This window comes from Amycolatopsis sacchari (genome assembly GCF_900114035.1).
Taxonomy (GTDB): domain Bacteria; phylum Actinomycetota; class Actinomycetes; order Mycobacteriales; family Pseudonocardiaceae; genus Amycolatopsis_E; species Amycolatopsis_E sacchari.
Genome location: NZ_FORP01000005.1, coordinates 226836 through 245368, shown reverse-complemented (window position 1 = coordinate 245368; position 18533 = coordinate 226836). Strand labels below are relative to the sequence as shown.

Annotated in this window: 19 protein-coding genes; 7 read left to right on the top strand and 12 right to left on the bottom strand. The window is 71.4% G+C overall.

The window, feature by feature from the left end:
- Window positions 1-23: 23 nt before the first annotated feature.
- The 7 genes from BMZ92_RS11555 to BMZ92_RS11525 all read right to left on the bottom strand — a co-directional run bounded on the left by BMZ92_RS11555 (window position 24) and on the right by BMZ92_RS11525 (window position 7066).
- Window positions 24-869 (bottom strand): enoyl-CoA hydratase, encoded by an 846-nt coding sequence (locus BMZ92_RS11555; RefSeq protein ID WP_177228647.1) that lies wholly within the window; start codon window positions 867-869, stop codon window positions 24-26.
- A complete protein-coding gene (locus tag BMZ92_RS11550) occupies window positions 862-2361 on the bottom strand; it encodes an AMP-binding protein (protein WP_218153440.1) in 1500 nt (499 codons plus the stop codon). The genes BMZ92_RS11555 and BMZ92_RS11550 overlap by 8 nt, the downstream gene beginning before the upstream one ends.
- 63 nt (window positions 2362-2424) lie before the next feature.
- Window positions 2425-3063 carry a TetR/AcrR family transcriptional regulator gene (locus BMZ92_RS11545; RefSeq protein WP_177228646.1) on the bottom strand — a complete coding sequence of 213 codons (639 nt, stop codon included), beginning with the start codon at window positions 3061-3063 and terminating at the stop codon, window positions 2425-2427.
- Window positions 3060-4196 (bottom strand): thiolase family protein, encoded by a 1137-nt coding sequence (locus BMZ92_RS11540; protein WP_091506015.1) that lies wholly within the window; start codon window positions 4194-4196, stop codon window positions 3060-3062. Before BMZ92_RS11540 ends, BMZ92_RS11545 begins: the two co-directional genes overlap by 4 nt.
- Window positions 4193-5062, bottom strand: coding sequence for an SDR family oxidoreductase (locus BMZ92_RS11535; protein WP_091506013.1), 870 nt, complete (start codon window positions 5060-5062; stop codon window positions 4193-4195). Before BMZ92_RS11535 ends, BMZ92_RS11540 begins: the two co-directional genes overlap by 4 nt.
- The gene (locus BMZ92_RS11530) at window positions 5059-5877 is read right to left on the bottom strand and encodes an SDR family NAD(P)-dependent oxidoreductase (protein ID WP_091506012.1); all 819 of its coding nucleotides are present in this window, start codon (window positions 5875-5877) and stop codon (window positions 5059-5061) included. Before BMZ92_RS11530 ends, BMZ92_RS11535 begins: the two co-directional genes overlap by 4 nt.
- 1 nt (window position 5878) lies before the next feature.
- The gene (locus BMZ92_RS11525) at window positions 5879-7066 is read right to left on the bottom strand and encodes a lipid-transfer protein (protein WP_091506010.1); all 1188 of its coding nucleotides are present in this window, start codon (window positions 7064-7066) and stop codon (window positions 5879-5881) included.
- Window positions 7067-7732: 666 nt separating this feature from the next.
- Between BMZ92_RS11525 and BMZ92_RS11520 the strand changes: the two genes are divergently transcribed.
- The gene (locus BMZ92_RS11520; protein ID WP_245783008.1) at window positions 7733-8515 is read left to right on the top strand and encodes an endo alpha-1,4 polygalactosaminidase; all 783 of its coding nucleotides are present in this window, start codon (window positions 7733-7735) and stop codon (window positions 8513-8515) included.
- Between the two features lie 4 nt (window positions 8516-8519).
- Here BMZ92_RS11520 and BMZ92_RS11515 read toward each other — a convergent pair whose 3' ends face one another.
- Window positions 8520-9428 (bottom strand): MBL fold metallo-hydrolase, encoded by a 909-nt coding sequence (locus tag BMZ92_RS11515; RefSeq protein ID WP_091506007.1) that lies wholly within the window; start codon window positions 9426-9428, stop codon window positions 8520-8522.
- A gap of 96 nt (window positions 9429-9524) precedes the next feature.
- Here BMZ92_RS11515 and BMZ92_RS11510 point away from each other — a divergent pair, with 96 nt between their 5' ends.
- Window positions 9525-10427 carry an AraC family transcriptional regulator gene (locus tag BMZ92_RS11510; protein ID WP_091506005.1) on the top strand — a complete coding sequence of 301 codons (903 nt, stop codon included), beginning with the start codon at window positions 9525-9527 and terminating at the stop codon, window positions 10425-10427.
- Here the strand turns inward: BMZ92_RS11510 and BMZ92_RS11505 are convergent.
- Both BMZ92_RS11505 and BMZ92_RS11500 read right to left on the bottom strand, forming a co-directional pair.
- Window positions 10391-11320: a glycoside hydrolase family 68 protein gene (locus tag BMZ92_RS11505; protein ID WP_091506004.1), complete on the bottom strand. Its 930-nt coding sequence runs from the start codon at window positions 11318-11320 to the stop codon at window positions 10391-10393. The genes BMZ92_RS11510 and BMZ92_RS11505 overlap by 37 nt on opposite strands.
- Window positions 11321-11342: 22 nt before the next feature.
- A complete protein-coding gene (locus BMZ92_RS11500; protein ID WP_091506002.1) occupies window positions 11343-12389 on the bottom strand; it encodes a LacI family DNA-binding transcriptional regulator in 1047 nt (348 codons plus the stop codon).
- Between the two features lie 149 nt (window positions 12390-12538).
- Here BMZ92_RS11500 and BMZ92_RS11495 point away from each other — a divergent pair, with 149 nt between their 5' ends.
- Genes BMZ92_RS11495 through BMZ92_RS11485 form a run of 3 tightly spaced genes read left to right on the top strand, consistent with a single transcriptional unit; the run spans window position 12539 to window position 15675 of the window.
- On the top strand, window positions 12539-13900 hold the full coding sequence (locus BMZ92_RS11495; RefSeq protein ID WP_091506001.1) for an ABC transporter substrate-binding protein: 1362 nt from the start codon (window positions 12539-12541) through the stop codon (window positions 13898-13900).
- A gap of 6 nt (window positions 13901-13906) precedes the next feature.
- Window positions 13907-14854 carry a carbohydrate ABC transporter permease gene (locus BMZ92_RS11490; protein ID WP_091505999.1) on the top strand — a complete coding sequence of 316 codons (948 nt, stop codon included), beginning with the start codon at window positions 13907-13909 and terminating at the stop codon, window positions 14852-14854.
- On the top strand, window positions 14851-15675 hold the full coding sequence (locus tag BMZ92_RS11485) for a carbohydrate ABC transporter permease (RefSeq protein ID WP_091505997.1): 825 nt from the start codon (window positions 14851-14853) through the stop codon (window positions 15673-15675). The genes BMZ92_RS11490 and BMZ92_RS11485 overlap by 4 nt, the downstream gene beginning before the upstream one ends.
- Before the next feature lie 11 nt (window positions 15676-15686).
- Here BMZ92_RS11485 and BMZ92_RS11480 read toward each other — a convergent pair whose 3' ends face one another.
- Window positions 15687-16223 carry a TetR/AcrR family transcriptional regulator gene (locus BMZ92_RS11480; RefSeq protein ID WP_091505996.1) on the bottom strand — a complete coding sequence of 179 codons (537 nt, stop codon included), beginning with the start codon at window positions 16221-16223 and terminating at the stop codon, window positions 15687-15689.
- Window positions 16224-16297: 74 nt separating this feature from the next.
- Between BMZ92_RS11480 and BMZ92_RS11475 the strand changes: the two genes are divergently transcribed.
- Complete coding sequence (locus BMZ92_RS11475; RefSeq protein ID WP_091505994.1) at window positions 16298-17341, top strand: aldo/keto reductase; 1044 nt, start codon at window positions 16298-16300, stop codon at window positions 17339-17341.
- 67 nt (window positions 17342-17408) lie between these two features.
- Complete coding sequence (locus BMZ92_RS11470; protein ID WP_091505993.1) at window positions 17409-18065, top strand: SDR family NAD(P)-dependent oxidoreductase; 657 nt, start codon at window positions 17409-17411, stop codon at window positions 18063-18065.
- Window positions 18066-18079: 14 nt separating this feature from the next.
- Here the strand turns inward: BMZ92_RS11470 and BMZ92_RS11465 are convergent, their stop codons facing one another.
- Complete coding sequence (locus BMZ92_RS11465; protein ID WP_091505991.1) at window positions 18080-18520, bottom strand: SRPBCC family protein; 441 nt, start codon at window positions 18518-18520, stop codon at window positions 18080-18082.
- Between the last annotated feature and the right edge of the window lie 13 nt (window positions 18521-18533).

Sequence of the window (18533 nt, the reverse complement as noted above, 5' to 3'; positions counted from 1 at the left end):
ACCGCCCGTTGCCCCACGACGAGCTAACCCTTCGACAGCTGCCGCATCACCTCGATGCCGCTCGGGTCGACGGGGAAACCGTCGAAGACCGCGCGGGCGTTGGCGTGCCCGGCCTGGTGCAGGGCGAACGCGGTGTGCAGCGCGTTGAGCTGTCCCTGCGCCTCCAGCCCCTGGTTCACCGACATCTTCGCCAGCTTCAGCCCGAAAGCGGGGCGCTGCGCGATTTCCGACGCCATGTCCAGCGTGAACTTCTCCAGGTCCTCACGCGCCACGACGTGGTTGATCATGCCGAGGCTCTCGCATTCGCGCGCGGTCAGCGAGTTGCCGCGGAAGAGCATCTCCTTCGCCTTGCGCGCCCCGAGCTCCCACAGGTGCGTGTGGTACTCGTGCCCGTTGACCGCCAGCGCCACCGTCGGGTCGGCGAACGTCGCGTCCTCGCTGGCGATGACGAGGTCGCACGGCCACACCAGCATCAGCCCGCCCGCGATCACCTTGCCCTGGACCTGCGCGATGGTCGGCTTCGGCACGTTGCGCCAGCGCCAGCACATCCCGAGGTAGAACTCCTCCTCGTTGGCCATCGGGCCCGCCTGCCCGGGCTGGGCGTAGCCGCCGGTCATGACCCTGGGCTCGAAGTCGGCCCCGGTGGCGGTGCTCGCCAGGTCGTGGCCCGAGGAGAAGTGCGGTCCGTCGGCCGCGAGCACGATCACGCGGATGTCGTCGTCCAGCGTCGCGCGCTGGAACGCGTGGTCGATCTCGTGGAGCATCCGGTAGTCCTGCGCGTTGCGCTTGTCCGCGCGCGCCAGGGTGATCCGGGCGACCCGCTCGACGGGGACGTCGTAGCGGATCCGCTCGTAGGTGGGGTCAGGCACGGGTTTTCATCCTTTCGATGGCGGCGTCGCGCAGTTTGCTGCGGCGCACCTTGCCGGAGTCGTCACGCAACGGCTGGTCGGTGAACTCGACCGACCGCGGGATCTTGTAGCGGACCAGGCGGTCGGCGAGGAAGTCGAGGACCTCCCGCGCGGTGGTGCCGGGCTCGGCCTGCACGATGGCGTGGGCCCGCTGGCCGAGGTCCTCGTCGGGCAGGCCGACCACGACGGACGACAGCACCGCGGGGTGCTGGTCGATCGCGTTCTCCACCTCGGCGGGGTAGATGTTGGCGCCACCGCTGACGATCATGTCCACGCGGCGGTCGCTGATGTAGAGGTAGCCGTCCTCGTCCTTCCAGCCCAGGTCCCCGAGCGTCTGCCAGCCGCCGATCGTCCTCGCCTCGGCGCCGACATACTCATAGCTGGGCCCCATGCCCTCGGCGCCCTTCATGTAGATCTCGCCGACCTCCCCGGGAGGCAGCTCGTTGCCGTCGGGGTCGAAGACCTTCATGTCACCGATCCACGGCCGCCCCACCGAACCCCGGTGCGCCAGCCACTCCTCGCCGGTGATCAAGGTGATCGAGATGGACTCGGTGCCGCCGTAGATCTCCAGCACCTTCTCCGGGCCGAGCAGTTCCAGCCACTGCTCCTTGAGCCATTCGGGACACTTGGCCGCCAGGTGCAGCAGGACGCGGATCGACGACAGGTCGTACCGGCCGCCGGCCTCGATGAGCCGGTACATCCGGTGCATCATCGTGGGCACCAGCGTCACCCACGTGACCCGGTGCTCGCCGATGAGCCGCAGGACGTCCTCGGCGTCGAACTTCTTCGCCACCACCAGGCGCTGCCCCAGCAGCAGGCCGCCGACGGACGCCGCCAGCGCCGAGTTGTGGTACAGCGGCGCCACCACGGCCTGCACGTCGTCGGCGGCGTAGTGGTAGAAGAACTGGTTGATCGCGGGCGAGCCCTCCGCGCCCGAACCGGCCCTGATGATCTTGGGGCGGCCGGTGCTGCCGCCGGACGTCGGCGCCTTCCACGCCGGGGAAACCACCTCCGGCAGGGGTTCTTCGCTCACCGACGCGTCCGGCTCGAACCCGGCGGGCAGCGCGGGGTAGCCGGGGTGCTCGCCCTCGGCCACGCCGACGAGGAGCGCCGCCTTGGCCAGGTCGAGGATGGCCTGCCGCTCCACGACCGGCAGCCGGTAGGACAGCGGGAGCGGCACCGCGCCGACCTTCAGCGCGGCGAAGAAGGCGAGGTAGAACTCGATGCCGTTGGGCAGCGCGATCGCGACGTAGTCCCCGAACCCGGCTCCCCGCTCGGCGTAGGCCCTGGCGAGCCGGTTCGAGCGCCGTTCGAACTCCCGCCGGGTGATGGCGTCGCCCTCGCAGACGATGGACACGAAATCCGGGTCCTCGTCGGCGAGGCGGGCCATCGTCCGCACGAACGGTTCCGGCGGGCTCGCGGCCAGCAGCCGCTGCAGTTCCGCGACGTCCATGGCGCACCTACTTTCGGTCGTCGTTGACAGTTGGATCAACTCTATGTCATACAGCACAGAAAGTCAGGGGTCGCGCGTGCCGCCCCACACGACGGCGAGGTTGGTGTCCACGAGCGCGGCCAGCGACTGGAGCGCGGCCTCGAGATCGACTTCGGGATCGACGAGGAACTGGAGGTGGATGCCCATGACGGCACCGTTGAGGGCGACGGCGGCGGCGCGTTCCCGGTCGTCGGCGCCGCCGCCGGCTCCCGCGGGCCGCTGGGCGCGCAGCCACCGGACGACGCGCCGGCGGCGTGTCTCGAAGAACTCCTGGTACTGACCGCGCACCGCGCCGGTGCTGCCCATGGCCTCGGTCAGCACCATGAAGATCAGCGCGGAGTTCCCGCTGCGGGCCCAGCTCTCGTAGTCCAGCAGGAGGGTGGCCAGCGAGGGCAGGGACCGCTGGTACCGCTCCGGCGGCAGGAACCGGTCCATCGCCCTGGCCAGCACGGCCATCAGCAGCCCGTCCTTGTTCCGGAAGTGCCACGGGATGCTGCCCCGGCTGATCCCCGACCGTTTCGCGATGTCCACGAACGACGTCCGCTCGAAACCCCGGTCGGCGAACAGCTCCTCCGCCGCGTCGAGGATCCGGCGGCGGCTCTCCTCGCCGATCTCGTCGATCCGGCGCCGTCCGTGCTCGGCCACGCCGGAACCGCCGCTCACGCCGCCTCCAGCACCGTGCCGGTGCCGATCCCGCCGGCACAGCACATCACCGAAAGGCCCAGTCCCGCCCGGGTTTTCAGGCCGTGGGCGAGGTCGGCGAGCTGGCGGACGCCGGACGCGCCGAACGGGTGGCCCATGCTGATGGCGCCGCCGTGGGGGTTCAGCCGGTCCTCCTCGGCGCGGTAGGTGTGCTGCCAGGCGCAGACCACCGGCGCGAACGCCTCGTGGACCTCGACGAGCGTGAAGTCGCCGATCGTGAGGCCCTCGGCGTCGAGCAGCCGCCGGGTGGCCACGATCGGGCCTTCGAGCATGAGGTCGGGATCCGTCCCCACGCTGACGACCCGGCGAACCCACGCGAGCGGGGTGAGACCGTGCTCGGCGACAGCGCGTTCGGACGCGAGGAGCACGGCGGCGGACCCGTCGGACAGCTGGCTGGCGGAGCCCGCGGTGATGACGCCGTCGGCGTCGAACGCGGGCTTGAGGCCCGCCAGCTTCTCCGCCGTGCTGTCGCCGCGGATGCCCTCGTCCCGCGTCAGCAACGGCCCGTCCGCACCGTCCACAGTGACCACGTGGTCGTCGAAGATCCCGTTCTCCCAGGCGGCGTGCGCCCGCAGGTGGCTGCGCAGGCCGAAGGCGTCCGACTCGGCGCGGCTGATGCCGTAGGCCCGCGCGAACGCCTCCCCCGCCACGGCCTGGTGCGGCATGCCGTGGCGGGAGCGCAGCGACGGCGGGTACGGATCTCCGCCTTCACGGCTCAGGTCGGGCGTCACCCGCCCGAGCGACTCCACCCCGGCGGCCACCACGAGGTCGGCCTGTCCCGCCATGACGAGCGAGGCCGCGAGGTTGACCGCCTGCTGGGACGAACCGCACTGCGTGTCCACTGTGGACGCAGGTGTCGTGACCGGCAGACCGGCGGCGAGCCAGGCGTTGCGGCCCACGTTCGCCGACTGGTCCCCCACCTGGTACACGCAGCCCACGAGTGCCTGGTCCACGGCGGCGGGGTCCGGCAGACCGCGCACCGCGCCCTTGAGGGACGCGGCGAGCAGGTCCACCGGGTGCACGCCGGCGTAGGACTTTCCCGCCCGGCCGATGGGGGTCCGCACGGCGCTGACGATCGCGACCCGGTGCGTCATCCGGCTTTCCCCTCGGGCAGCTCGTGGCTCGCCAGGAACTTCTCGGCGTGCTCCATCGCGGCCACGAGCTCGTCGGTGCGGCGGCGCAGGAAGTCACCGATTTCGTTGCGCGTGGCGATGTACGGCGCGTTCGTCTCGACCGCGTCGAGCACGAGCTCCCCCACGGCGTCGGGCGAGGCGCCTTGTTCCTTGAGCACCCGGTGGGCGTCGTCGAGGATCCGCGTGATGCGGGGCGAGTGGGTGGGCGCGGTGTCGGGCCGCAGCCCCCGCGTGTTCTCGACGATGTCGGTCGCGACCGGTCCGGGGAACAGCACCGACACCCCGATGTCGAAGTGCGCCAGCTCCCGCCGGAACGACTCGCTCAGGCCGACCACGGCGAACTTGCTGGCGTGGTACAGGAATCCCGACCGCGCTTCGAGCAACCCCGCCTCGGACGAGGTGTTCACGATGTGGCAGCGCAGCGGGGAGGCGATCATGCCGGGCAGGAACGCCTCGATCCCGTGGTACACGCCGTTGAGGTTGATCCCCATGACGTGGTCCCACATCCGCGGCGACAGCCTGCTCGGGCTCACGGAGTCGATGATCCCGGCGTTGTTGAACAGCAACGACACCGTGCCGAGTTCACTGTGGACAGTGGACGCCACCTCGGCGTACTGCTCGCGGTCGGCGACGTCGAGCTGGTAGCACCGCAGCTGTTCCGGTGGCACGCCGAGCAGTTCGCGGGCCCGCTCCAGCGCCCCGGGATCCACGTCGGCGACGGCGACCCGCACCCCGCGGCGCAGCAGCGCCCGCACGATGCCCAGCCCGATGCCGCGGGCGCCGCCGGTCACGAACGCGACGCGCCCGGAGAAGTCCGTGATGCTCATTCGAAACCCCCACCCGCGACCAGGACCTGGCCGGAGACGTAGTCGGCTTCGGGGTAGGTCAGCATGACCACGGACCCCGCCGCCTCTTCCGGTGTGCCCGCCCGGCCCAGCGGGATGATGTTCTTCAGCGCCGCCAGCGCGGTGGGCTGCACACCGACGTTGATCTCGCGCCCCTCGACCTCGATCGGCGCACTCCCGGTGGGCGCCAGGAGCCGGGTCTCGACGAAGCCGAACGCGACGCAGTTGACGTTGACGCGGTAGCGGCCCCACTCCTTCGCGAGTGTCTTGGTGAGACCGACGATGCCCGCCTTCGCGGCCGAGTAGTTGGCCTGACCGGCGTTGCCGCGCAGCCCCGCGACCGAGGAGATGTTGACCACCTTGCGGTGCACGACCGCGCCCTGCCCGGCCTCCCGTTTCGCCGCCGCGCTGATCACCGGCTGGGCGGCACGCAGGATGTCGAACGGCGCCTTGAGGTGCACGTCGAGGATCGCGCCCCACTGCTCGTCGGTCATCTTCTGGATCACCGAGTCCCACGTGTACCCGGCGTTGTTCACGATGATGTCGACGCCGCCGAAGCTGGTCACCGCGGCACCGACGAAGCGGTCCGCGAACCCGGCGGCGGTCACGCTGCCCGGCACCGTGACCGCCCGGCCGCCCGCGGCCTCGATCGCTTCGGCGACTTCCAGCGCCGGCTTGTCGTCGAGGTCGTTGACGACCACCGAAGCGCCTTCCGCGGCCAGTTTCAGCGCGATCGCACGGCCGATGCCGCGTCCGGCACCCGTGACGAGCGCGGATTTCCCTTCGAGCTTCCCCACGTCAGGCGCCGGCCTTCCGGTACATGGTCACGACGGCCGCGCCGCCGAGCCCGAGGTTGTGCTGCAGTGCGACGTTCACGCCGTCGACCTGGCGGTCGCCGGCCTCACCCCGCAGCTGCCAGACCAGTTCCGCGCACTGCGCGAGCCCGGTCGCGCCGATCGGGTGCCCCTTCGCGATCAGCCCGCCGGAGGGGTTGACGACCACCTGCCCGCCGTAGGTGCCCTGGCCGTCGAGGACGAACTTCTCCGCCGTGCCCTCGGGCGTGAAGCCGATCGACTCGTAGATCAGGAACTCGTGCGTCGTGAAGCAGTCGTGCACCTCGGCGACCCGCACGTCCTCGGGGCCGATGCCGCTCTTCTCGTAGACCTGCTTCGACGCCGCGGCCGTCATGTCGAAACCGATGAGCCGCTTCATGTCGCCCTCGAAGGTGCTGGGGGTGTCGGTGACCAGCGCCTGCGCCGCGATCTCCACGTCGGCACGCAGCCCGCGCTTCTTCGCGTACTCCTTCGACACCACGACCGCGGCCGCGGCACCGGACGACGGCGGGCAGCACTGGAACTTGGTCAGCGGCCCGTAGATCGTGCGTGAGCCGAGGACCTCCTCGACCGTGAGCGGGTCGCGGAAGACGGCGTAGGGGTTGTTCGCCGCGTGGCGGCGGTTCTTCACGGTGATGTTCGCGAAGACCTTCGGGTCGATGCCGTACTCCTCGACGTACTGGTTGCCCGCGGCGCCGAAGAACAACGCGGCGCCCGGCAGCGGCCCCTCCGGCATGCCGTACTTGCCGAGCACGACCTTGACGAAGTCCTCCAGCGGGTGCGGCCGCTCGGGCCACCGGCCCTCGACGTCCGGTTCCATCTGCTCGAACCCCAGCGCGAGCGCGACGTCCACCGTGCCGCTCTCGACGGCCTGCCGGGCGAGGAACAGCGCCGACGAACCGGAGGAGCAGTTGTTGTTGACGTTGACGATGGGCATGCCGGTCTTGCCGACCTGGTAGAGCGCCTTCTGCCCCGCCGTCGAGTCCCCGTAGATGTAGCCGGCGTAGGCCTGCTGCACGTCGGCGAGGTCGATCCCCGCGTCGGCCAGCGCCTGCCTGGTGGCCTTGGCGCCCATGACGTCGTAGCTCTCGCTGCGCCCCGCCTTCGTGAACGGGATCATCCCGACCCCGGCGACCACCACGTTCTCGGACATGGCTGCTCCTCTGCTCGCGCTCCCGGGCCCGTTCCCGGCAGCCCGTCCGCAGTATGCGCCAGACTCGGCCATGCAATCAAGTCTGTGTTGGTCGTTATAGAGAAGATCGAGGTGTCCTGGGCCGGGTGGTTCGGAGTGCGGCAGCGCCTCGCGGGCCGCCTGCTCCCGCGCGCGTTGCGGGCGCGGGGATCGAAAAGGACGGGCACCGGGAACCGGCTCTGTGGCAGACGCTTGCGCCCGGCCGGGAATCCCGACCTGCGTGGTGGCGGCGGTACGGGCCGCGATGGCGGCGGCACGGGCCGCGAGCCCCCGGGAACGGGCGCCGGGCGGTCACTTCGCGCCGGTGAAAATCCCCGACCCGCCCACTGGCGGCGGCACCAGCCGCGAGCCCCCAGGAACCGGCGCCGGGCGGTCACCCCGCCCCGGTGAAACCCCTCACCCAACCACGGGCGACGGCACCGGCCGCGTGCCCCGGGAACGGGCGCCGGGCGACGACCCCGCCCCGGCGAAACCCCTCCCCAACCACCGACGGCGACACCGGCCACGAGCCCCCGGGAACGAGCGCCAGGCGACCACCCCACCCCGGCGAAACTCCCGGCCCCAACCCCTGGCAGCGGGCGTGCCAGGATCGACGGGTCCTCCCGCGCCGAGATCGGAGTCCGGTCGTTGTTCCCCCGTCCCGTCTGGGCCGCGCTCGCGGTCGTCGCCTTCTGTGGTGCGTGTGCACCGGCCGCGCCGCCCGTGCCGGTGATCCCGCCGGCCAAGGCTGCCTTCGACTACCAGCTGGGCGGCGCCTACCCGCCGCCCGCCGGGGTCCAGGTCGTCAGCCGGGACCACAGCGCGCCTGCCGCTCCCGGGCTCTACAACATCTGCTACGTCAACGCCTTCCAGGCCCAGCCGGGAACGGAGGAAGAGTGGGACGAGCTGGTCCTGCGTGACGCGAACGGCGAACCCATCATCGACGAGGACTGGAACGAAGCCCTGCTCGACGTGCGGACACCGGCGAAGCGCGAGCGCGTCGCCGCGAAGGTGAACGGGTGGGTGGACGACTGCGCCGCCCGCGGCTACCAGGCGATCGAGCCCGACAACTACGACAGCTACACCCGCTCCCACGACCTCCTCACCGCCGAGGACGCCCAGGCCTTCATCCGGCTGCTGTCCGCCCACGCACACGAAAAAGGGCTGGCCGTCGCGCAGAAGAACACCGCGGAGCTGGCCGGGCGGCACGAGGCGAACGGGCTCGACTTCGCCGTCGCCGAGGAATGCGGCGAACAGGACGGCTGCGACGAGTACACGAGCGCGTTCGGCGATCACGTGCTCGTCGTCGAGTACACGGACGCCGGGCTGACGCACGCGTGCGACCGCTGGGGCGGCTCACTCAGCATCGTCCGGCGGGACCGCGACGTCACCCCGGCCGGCTCGCCAGGGTACGTCCGCGAGACCTGCTGAGGCGTCAGCCGACCCACCGGTCGACCCGGAAGCGGCTGCCGTCGCGCTTCACCTCGACCGCGCCCGCGCCCGCGAAGTGCGCGGGGACCACGATCTCCCGCTCGTCCGCGGCCTGTTCGAGCACCCGCTGCCGTGTGGCGGCCGCCTGCTCGCGGTCCTCGCAGAAGCAGCTGTTCCACGACGGCTCCATGATCTGCACGGGGCTGTGCAGGATGTCCCCGACGAACACCGCCCGGTCGCCGCCGGAGCGCACGCGCAGCACGGACGAGCCCGGTGTGTGCCCGGGCGCCGGTTCGAGGGTGAGGTTCGCATCCACCCGGTAGCCGCCCTCCCACAGCGTGGCCCGGCCGAGCACGGGCGCGACGCTGTCGGCGTAGACGAGGAGACTTCCCTTGCGCCGCAACCGGTCGAAGTCGTTTCGGGGTGCCGGGCGGCGGTGGGCGTTCTCGGGGGCGAAGTAGCGCTGGTCGACGGCCGGGATGACGTAGGTGGCGTTCGGGAACGCCGGTTCCCAGCCGTCCTCGCCGCCGACGGTGTTCCAGCCGACGTGGTCGTAGTGGATGTGGGTGTTGATCACGACGTCCACGTCCTCCGGCCGGACCCCGGCCGCGGCGAGCCGGGCGGGGAAATCGGTGTCGAGGTGGTCGAACAGCGGGATCTGCGGCCGGTCGCGGTCGTTGCCCACGCCGGTGTCCACGAGCACCGTCCTGCCCTCGCTGCGCAGCACCCACGTCTGCACCGAGCCGTGGTAGCTGTCCGTCTCCGGGTGCCAGTGGTCGGGGGCGAGCCAGCTTTCGTTGTCCCGCCAGATCTCCGGGGTGCTGTCCGGCACGATGAACCGCGCGGGCGCGATCTCGCCGGTCCACTCGGGCACCTTCGTCACCTCGACGGCACCGATGGTGAAATCACTCATGCCGCCAAGCTAGCCCGCCACAACGGGCCGATAAATGATCGATCAGCCCGATTGCATACGCGATCGTGTCAGCGCGCGGGCAGTAGAGTTCCGGGTGTGGATCTGCTCAGCGACATCATCGCGGTGATGCGGACCGGCCGCCCCTCGGCGAACTGGGCGCGCGTGGGCTCCCCCTGGTCGTACCGCTTCGCGTCCTACGACGGCGCGGGTTTCCACGTCGTGGTGCGGGGCTCGGGCTGGCTGCTGATGGACGACGGGGACCCGGTGCAGCTCGGTCCCGGCGACGTCGTGCTGCTGCCCGCCGGCCACGGCCACGTACTGGCCGAGTCGCGGGACCCCGGCCACCCGGTGCCGTTCGAGGACGCCGTGCCGGACGAGACGGGGAACGTGGAGCTGCTGTGCGGGAAGTACCGGCTGGACCGGCGGCGCACCCACCCGCTGCTGGCCACGCTGCCGAACGTGCTGCACCTGCCCGCCCACGCCGGCGACCACGGCCGCCTGCGCGCGGCGCTCGGCCTGCTCGCCGCCGAGACGACGAACCCGCGCCCCGGCCGGGACGCCGCGCTCGCCGGCCTGCTCGACCTCCTGCTCGTCTACCTGATCCGCGCCTGGTTCGACGACCACGAGGACCTCGGCTGGCCCCGCGCGCTCCGGGACCGGGCCATCACCGCCGTGCTCGAAGCCATGCACGCCGCGCCGGACAAGCCGTGGCGGATCGAGGAGCTGGCCGCTGCGGCGGGGTTGTCCCGCACCACGCTCACCCGCCGGTTCACGGATCTGGTCGGCCAGGCCCCGATGACGTACCTGACGCACTGGCGGATGACGCTCGCGGCCCGGGTGCTGCGCGACACCGACCTGGGGCTGGCGTCCGTCGCGCGGCGCGTCGGCTACGCCTCGCCGTTCGCGTTCTCGCACGCGTTCAAGCGTGAGTTCGGCGTGGCGCCGGGGCAGTACCGGGCAGGTCACGTGAGCGGTTCGAGGCCGCCCGCGTCGGTGTAGCGGACGGGGACCGGGTCCGCCAGTTCACCGGCGAACGCACCGTCCCGCTCTTCGACGAAACCGATGAGGTGCCAACGGAAATCGCCGTCACGCACCAGCCGCGGCGCGTACCACCCCGGGCAGGCCACGGGCCGCGCGAGGGAGAGGTCCCACGGCCCGGTCATCGAAGGACCCGGCACGACCCACACCTTGCCCGCCGCGACGCGCTCTCCGACGTTGCTGCAGAACAACAACAGCGGCTGCCCGTCCACGACGGCGACCTGCGGGACTTCGAGGTGGCCGAAGCCGCCCGGACGCGTCAGCGGTGGCCCGACGCGCCACGTGAGGAGGTCGGACGAGCGCGCGTGGCCGACCACGCCGCCGCCGCGAAGCGGGTCCTCGCCCTTCGCGTGGGCCGTGATGAGCATGTGCCAGCCGTCCCCGTCCGGCGACGGGAACACCCACGGGTCGCGCCAGGCCTCCCCCGCCCAGTCGGCGCGACCGCAGTGCTCGTACCAGGTGGGATCCGGTTCGACCAACGGCTTCTCGCCGAAGCGGTGCCACGTGTGGAGGTCCTCGGAGATGGCGAGCCCGATCCGCTGCACCACGTGGTCGCCGTCGTCGCGGACCCCCGTGTAGAACAGGTACCACCGCCGGTCCGGGCCCCGCACGACGGACCCGGTCCAGGTCGCGAGGTCGTCCCAGGCCGGCGCGTCCGCGGGGACGAGGGCGTCGGCCGTCAGCTCCCAGTTCCGCAGGTCGGCCGACACGGCGTGGCCGATGGAGGCGCGCCGGTGACGCCGTTCGGGGTCGAGCAGCGCGCGGGACGCCCGCAGGAAGAAGACGTGGTGCCGCCCGTCGTCGTCGGTGGTGTACCAGCTGTCCCACAACCAGTGGTCGGGCAGGCGCAGCATCGAGGACCTCCTGGTGCGTGGTTCAACGTCGGGGGCTCGCGACGGAATCGCGGTCGCGCAGCGGCATCGGCACCCGGTGGAACTTCTCCCCGGTGGCGGTGCCGTCGATCTCGGCGAGGAGCACCTCGACGGCCTTGCGCCCGAGTTCGTAGTGCGGGAGCGCCACGGTGGTGAGCCGGGGGCGGACCCAGCCGGCGAGCGAGTGGTCGTCGAACGAGACCACGGATACGTCATCCGGTACGGTCAGCCCGGCGTCGTCCAGCGCCTGGTAGGCACCGAAGGCGATCCGGTCGTTGAGGCAGATCAGGGCACGGGGTGTCGCGCGCGAGAGCAGTTCGGTGGTCGCGGCGAAGCCCTCTTCGGGCTGCCAGTCACGGCACAGGGCGCCGCCCGCGAGCTTGACCCCGGCCTCGGCGAAGACCTCGCGGACGCCGACGAGCCGTTCCACCGCGGCGACGCTGTCCCGCGGGACGTTGCGGGTGCTGGGCCCGACACCGATCAGGTGGATCCCTTCGCGGTGACCGGCTTCGAGCAGGACGCGCGCGGCCGTGCGGCCGGCCTCGACCTCGTCGGGCACCACCACCGGCAGCGGCGACGACGTCTTCGGCACGGCGTTGAGGAGCACGACCGACGTCGGCCGCGGGCTCTTGGGCACGCTGATGCGCCTGGTGTACATCGAGGCGAGCACGATCCCGTCGACCTGCCTGTCGTGCATGGCTTCGAGCAGCGCGCCCTCGAGCTCGGCGTCCCCTTCGGACTCACCGATGAACAACAGGAAACCCCGGTCCCTGGCGGCTTCGATCGCCCCCTTGATCATGTCGCCCGCCAGCCGCGACGTGGCGACCGTGTCCGACACGAAGCCGATGGTGCGCGTGCGCCCCGTGCGCAGCCCGGCGGAGACCATGTTCGGCCGGTAGCCCATCTCGTCCGCCGCCGCCCTGATCCGCTCCTGGACCGCGGCGGAGATCCGCAGCTCCGCCCCGCGGCCGGACAGCACGAGCGAGGCGGTGGACCGCGACACCCCGGCGGCCTCGGCCACATCGGCCAGCGTGACCCGTCGTGGGCTCAACTCCGCGCTCCCGCCTGCTCCGGCCACCGCTCCGCTGCGGACAGGCCTTGACACCAGCTCAACCGATCACCGAGACTACCCATGCTAACGCGGTTTAGCAAGATCCGACCCGCTGGACCGGCCGAATCCGAGCCAGAGAGGGGACAAAGTTGTCTCGTCGAACACCCACCACCCGGCGCACCCGGCTGCCCGTCGTCCTCGTGCTCGCGGGCGCGCTCGCGGCCGCCTGTTCGGGACCGGGCGGTGACGCGGGAGCGGGGAACGCCACCGCCACCGCGGTCACCTCGGCGCCGACCTGCGGCAGTCAGCCGGTCACGATGCGCGGGTACTTCGAAACCGGCTTCCCGATGTCCAAGGCGCTCACCGACGAGTTCACGAAGCAGTTCCCGAACGTCACCTGGGACGTCCGCGAGGACCAGTTCGCGGTGATCACCCAGAACGCGCCGCGCGTGCTCGCGGACGACCCGCCGGACCTCATGCGCCTCCCCCAGGTGTCCGAACTCGTCAAGGACGGGCTGCTGAAGAACCTCGACGGGTACGCGCAGTGGTTCGGCTGGGACAAGTGGCCCGCCGGGCAGCTCGCCCAGCTGCGGATGGGGCCCGGCGGCCGGCCGCGGGGCGCGGGCTCGCTGTACGCGATGGGCCTGAACTTCAGCACGACCGGCGTCTTCTACAACAAGGACCTCGCCACGCGCATCGGCATGTCCAGTCCACCGAGGACACTCGCGGAGCTCGACGACGCGCTGGCGAAGGCGAAGAACGCCGGTATCCAGCCGATCCAGCAGTTCAACGGCGGGGCGACGGGTGGCCTGGCGTTCCCGCTGCAGGACCTCATGGCGGCCTACGGGCAGCCCGGCCCGGTCAACGACTGGATCTTCCAGAAACCCGGCGCCACCATCGACACCCCGGCCACGCGGCAGGCGGCGCAGCACCTCGACCAGTGGATCAAGGCCGGGTACTTCCCGCCGGACGTCAACGCGGTCGACTACGCGCAGATGATGAGCCGGTTCCTCGCGGGCCAGGGCCTGTTCAGCTTCAACGGGGACTGGGAGTCCGGCAACCTGGACGAGCACCTGCCCGGCAAGGTGGGCTTCTTCCCGATGCCGCCCGCTCAGGCGGGTGCCCGCCCCGCCGCCATGTCGGCACCGCTCACGGTGGGCATCAGCGCCAAGGCGGCGCACCCGGACTGCGCGGCGTTCTTCCTGAACTGGGTCGCGACGAACCCGAAGGCGCGGGAGATCGCCGTCCAGGTCGGGGGTTCGCACCCGATGGGTCCCGCGGACGCGCCGATGCCGTCGGTCGCCCCGGGCACGGTCACCGCGAGCACGCTCCAGGCGGCGGCGCAGGTCGACGCGGACGGCACCGCGATGGACTTCATCGCCAACGCCACCGGCGCGATCTACGCCAAGAGCTGGACCCCGCAACTGCAGAAACTCGTCGCCGGTGACCAGACACCGGACGGGCTGCTGCAGTCGGTGCAGCGCGACTACACCGAGCAGGTCGGGGGCTAGGTCCCGATGGCAGGACCGACTGGAGTCGTCGCCGGGGCGGGGCGTGCCACCGCGGTGGCGCGGACCACGCGGCCCCGGCGGCGACGGCGCCGCACCGGCTGGCTCGGCTGGCTCTTCGTGGCGCCCGCGCTGATCGTCTACGCGGTGTTCGTGGTGCGGCCCCTCCTCCTCACCTTCCAGTACTCGCTGTACGACTGGGACGGGATCGGGCCCTCCACGTGGGCCGGGCTCGGCAACTACGGCAAGGTGTTCACCGATCCGGACCTGTACTGGTCCATCCTGAACGCGTTCAAGCTGATCCTGTTCTTCAGCGGGGTCCCGGTGCTGCTGGGCCTCGCGATCGCGGCGACGCTGCGCCGCATCGCGAAGAGCAGGCTCGCGCTCGTCGCGCGCACGGTGTTGTTCCTGCCGCAGGTCATCCCGCTCGTCGCGGCCGGCATCGCGTGGACGTGGCTGCTGGCGGCCTCCGGTGTCGTCAACCAGATCCTGTCGGCGGTCGGCCTCGGCGGGGTGACCAGGGCGTGGCTCGGCGACTCCGGCACCGCCCTGCCCGCGGTCGGGGTGATCGGCGCCTGGGTCCTGCTCGGCCTGTGCATCCTGCTGTTCCTGTCGGGGCTGAGCAAGATCGACCCGGCGCTGTACGAGGCCGCGCGCATCGACGGCGCCGGCCCGGTCCGCGAGTTCTTCTCGATCACCGTGCCCGGGCTGCGCCAGGAGATCGGCGTGGCCGTGACGGTGACGATGATCGCGGCACTGGCGAGTTTCGACATCGTCTACGTGTCCACACAGGGCGGTCCCGGCAACGCGACGATGGTGCCGGGCCTGGAGATCTACTACCTCGCGTTCTCGCAGCGGGAGGTGGGGCTGGCCTCCGCGCTCGCCGTCGTGCTCATGGTGCTGGTGCTCGCACTGGTGCTGCCGGTCCAGCGCCTGACGAGGGAGGAGTCCGCGTGATCGGCGTTCGCCGCGAGGGCTGGACGGGACGGGTGCTGCTGGTGCTGCTGATGGCGGCCACGCTGCTGCCGTTCGTCAGCCTGTTCGTCACCGCACTGCACCCGGAGGGGACGTATCCGTCCGGTTTGGACTGGCCGGCCGATCCGCAGTGGGGCAACTTCCTCCGCGCGTTCGAAGTGGCGCGGCTGGCGGAGTTCCTGAAGTCGAGCGTGCTCATCGTGCTCGGCGTGGTGCCGGTGTCGCTGGTGATCGCCACGATGGCGGGCTTCGCGACCGGGCACCTGAGGATGCCCGGCGGCCGCGTGGTGTTCCTGGCGTTCGTGCTCGGCCTGACGCTGCCGTTCGAGGGCATCATCACGCCGCTGTACTTCCAGGTGCGGGACATGGGGCTGCTCAACAGCCGGTGGGCGATCATCCTGCCGCTCATCGGGCTGTACATGCCGTTCTCGGTGTACTGGATGCGGGCGCACTTCGTGAACATGCCGCGGGAGCTGTCGGAGAGCGCCAGGGTGGACGGCGTGAACACGTGGCAGCTGTTCTGGCGCATCCACGTGCCCCTGGCGACCCCGGCCCTGTCGTCGCTGGCGATCCTGCTGTTCCTGTGGACGTGGAACCAGTTCCTGCTCGCGATCGTGCTCGTGGACGAACCCACGAAGCGCACGATGGCCGGTGCGCTGGGGGCGTTCCAGGGACAGTGGGGCACCGACATCCCCTTGCTGTGCGCGGGTTCGCTGCTGATACTGGCGCCGACGCTCGTCGTGTTCCTCGTCTTCCAGCGGCGGTTCGTGACCGCCTTGCTGCAGGGTTCGCTGAAGGGCTGAAGCAGCCGGGGTCAGGAGTGGACGATCGCCGTGAGCGCCGCCGCGTAGGGAGCCGGGTCGACGTCGCCCCGGACGGCGAGCTGGTTGTTGTACCCCTGGCAGAGAGCGACGAACGCCTCCGCGATGCGGTGTGCGCGCGCCGCCCCGTGCCTCGGCAGGAGCGCGGCCACCGCGTGGCGCAGTTCGTCGAGCTGGGACCGGACGAGTGCGGCCAGCGGCGGGGAGACGGCGGCCTCGGCGTAGATCTGCGCGATCAGCCGGGCGTGGTCCTGCTCCCTGGCCAGCGTGCGGATGTGGTCGAGGAAGCCCGAGATCGCCGCCGGTGTCAGCTCGCCGGGCAGCACCTGGCTCGACTGCGCGCAGATGGCGGCGATGATCTCGTCCTTGCTCTTGAAGTAGCGGTAGATCGCCCCGACGGAGAGTCCGGAGGCCGCCACGAGGTCGGACATCGAGGTCCGCGCGAAGCCGTGCGTGGCGAAGCGGGCCCGGGCGGCGTCGATGATCTGCTGCCGGCGCGCGTCGAGGTGGTCCTGGGTGACCTTGGGCATAAGAGAACGACCATTCGTTTTTTGTGCTAGCGTCCGTCAGCGTACCCACACCGATGCCGAGGAAGCAGGCGTTCATGCGTTATCAGACCTTCGGACGACGAACCGGGCTCCGGGTTTCGGAGTACGTGCTGGGCACGGCCAACTTCGGGTCGGCACCCGCCGCGGCCGGCAGGGCGGGCGCACGGGCGATCTTCGAGGCGTTCGTGGCGGCCGGGGGCACCACCTTCGACACGTCGAACATCTACCAGGACGGCGAGGCCGAGAGCGTGCTGGGCGACCTGCTGGGCCGGGAGCGCGACGACTACGTGGTGATCACCAAGTACAGCGGGAGCAGGAGCCTGCCGGTGCGGCCGGGCACGACGGGCAACAGCCGCAAGACCATGATCCGCTCCGTGGAGGCGAGCCTGCGGCGGTTGAAGACCGACTACGTGGACGTCCTGATGCCGCACTTCCCCGACGGGGTGACTCCGGTGCAGGAGATCCTGGCCGGCTTCGAGGAGCTGGTCCGGGCCGGGAAGATCCGCTACGGCGGGTTGTCGAACTTCCCGGCCTGGCGGACCGCGGGCGCGGCGGTTCGCGCCGAGCCGGCGGACCCGGCCCTGCTGGCCGGGATCCAGACCGAGTACAGCCTGGCGGAGCGGTCCGCGGAACGCGAGCTCCTGCCCATGGCCGAGGCCCACGGGCTGGGGGTGGTCCTGTACTCACCGCTGGCCGGCGGCCTGTTGACCGGCAAGTACCGCCGTGGCGAGCAGGGGCGGCTCACCAGCCGGGGCACGGCCACCGAGACCGGGCAGCGCGCCGCCGTGCTCGACGCCGTCCTGACGGTCGCGGAGAAGAGCGGCGCCGGCCCGCTCCAGGTCGCCTTGGCGTGGCTGCGGCGGCGGGCGCAGCTGGCGCGGACCTCGATGATCCCGATCGTGGGACCGCGGACCCCGGCCCAGCTCGCGGGGTACCTGAGCGCGCTGGACACCCAGCTCGACCCCGACCACTACCGGCTGCTCGACGAGGTCAGCGCGGTCCGGCTGGGCACGCCCCACGAGGACGTGGCGGCCGCGCTGGACCACGGCGTCGACGGCGACCGCCTCCTCCTCGACACCCCGCTCATCCCCGTCGCCTGACCGCAGGCGGTGGCTGGGAGAACTGCACCCTCCCGGCACCCGCCTCCCGCCGCCCAGAATGGGGACCATGAACAACCCGGTTTTCGTCGTCGGCGCGGGGCCTGGCATCGGGGCCTCCGTCGCCCGCAGGTTCGCCAAGGAGGGGCACCCCGTCGGACTCGTTTCCCGTACCCGGTCCCGGCTCGACGGGATCGTCGACGGCCTGCGCGCGGAAGGTCACCACGCCGTCGCGGCCACCGGCGACATCACCGATCCCGAGGACATCACGCGGGCGCTGGGCGAACTGACCGCCGCGCTCGGCGTGCCGGAGGTCGTCTGCTTCAGCCCGCTCCCGGAAATCGGGCTGATCCGGCCGGTGCTCGACACCACTCCCGCCGACGTCCGCGACGCGCTGGCCCTCAGCGTCGTCGGTGCCGTCGCGGTCGTGCGGAGCGTCGTACCGGGCATGCTCGAACGCGGTTCCGGCACGCTGCTGTTCACCACGGGTGGCGCGGCGGTGCGGCCGAGCGCGGAGCGGGCGGTGAGCGCGATCGCCTACGCGGGGCTGACCAGCTACGTCGGCCTGCTCGCGGAAACGCTGCCCGCGCGCGGAATCCGCGTGGGCCGCGTGACGATCGTCGGCGCGGTCGGCCCGGGGCTCACCCACGAACCCGACGACGTCGCGGAGCACCTGTGGCGCCACCACGCGTCGCCTGGCGAGCCGGTCACGGTGCTGGCGAACTGAACGGTGCGACCACGCTAGCCCGCCTTCGCGGCGTGCTCCGCGAGCCCCGCCGCCATCCTGCCCATGAACTGGCGGAGGTAGCGCCGCATGAACCAGCGCATCCCCCACCGCGCGGAATACGTGCCGTGCCACCGGATCCGCGTGCCGCCGCTGGGCAGCTCCAGCAGGTCGATCGCCGCCCGGTAGTCGCTCAGCTGCGGGTTCTCCACGCCCTCGTAGGCGAACCGGCGGCCCGGCTCCAGCGCGGTGATCCGCTCCTTGGTGACGACCTTCCCGGTGCGGAACGCGCGCACCGCGCCGACCTCGTCGTGACCGTCGGCGGAAAGGCCTTGTGACTGGCCGGTTTCCAGTGCGTCGACTGCGGACCACGTCGGCCAGCTGCGGGCGTCCAGCAGCAGGGACCACACCGCCGAAGGCGGCGCGGAGGTCTCGACGGTGACGTCGTAGGACTGCATTATCCGGTTTTCC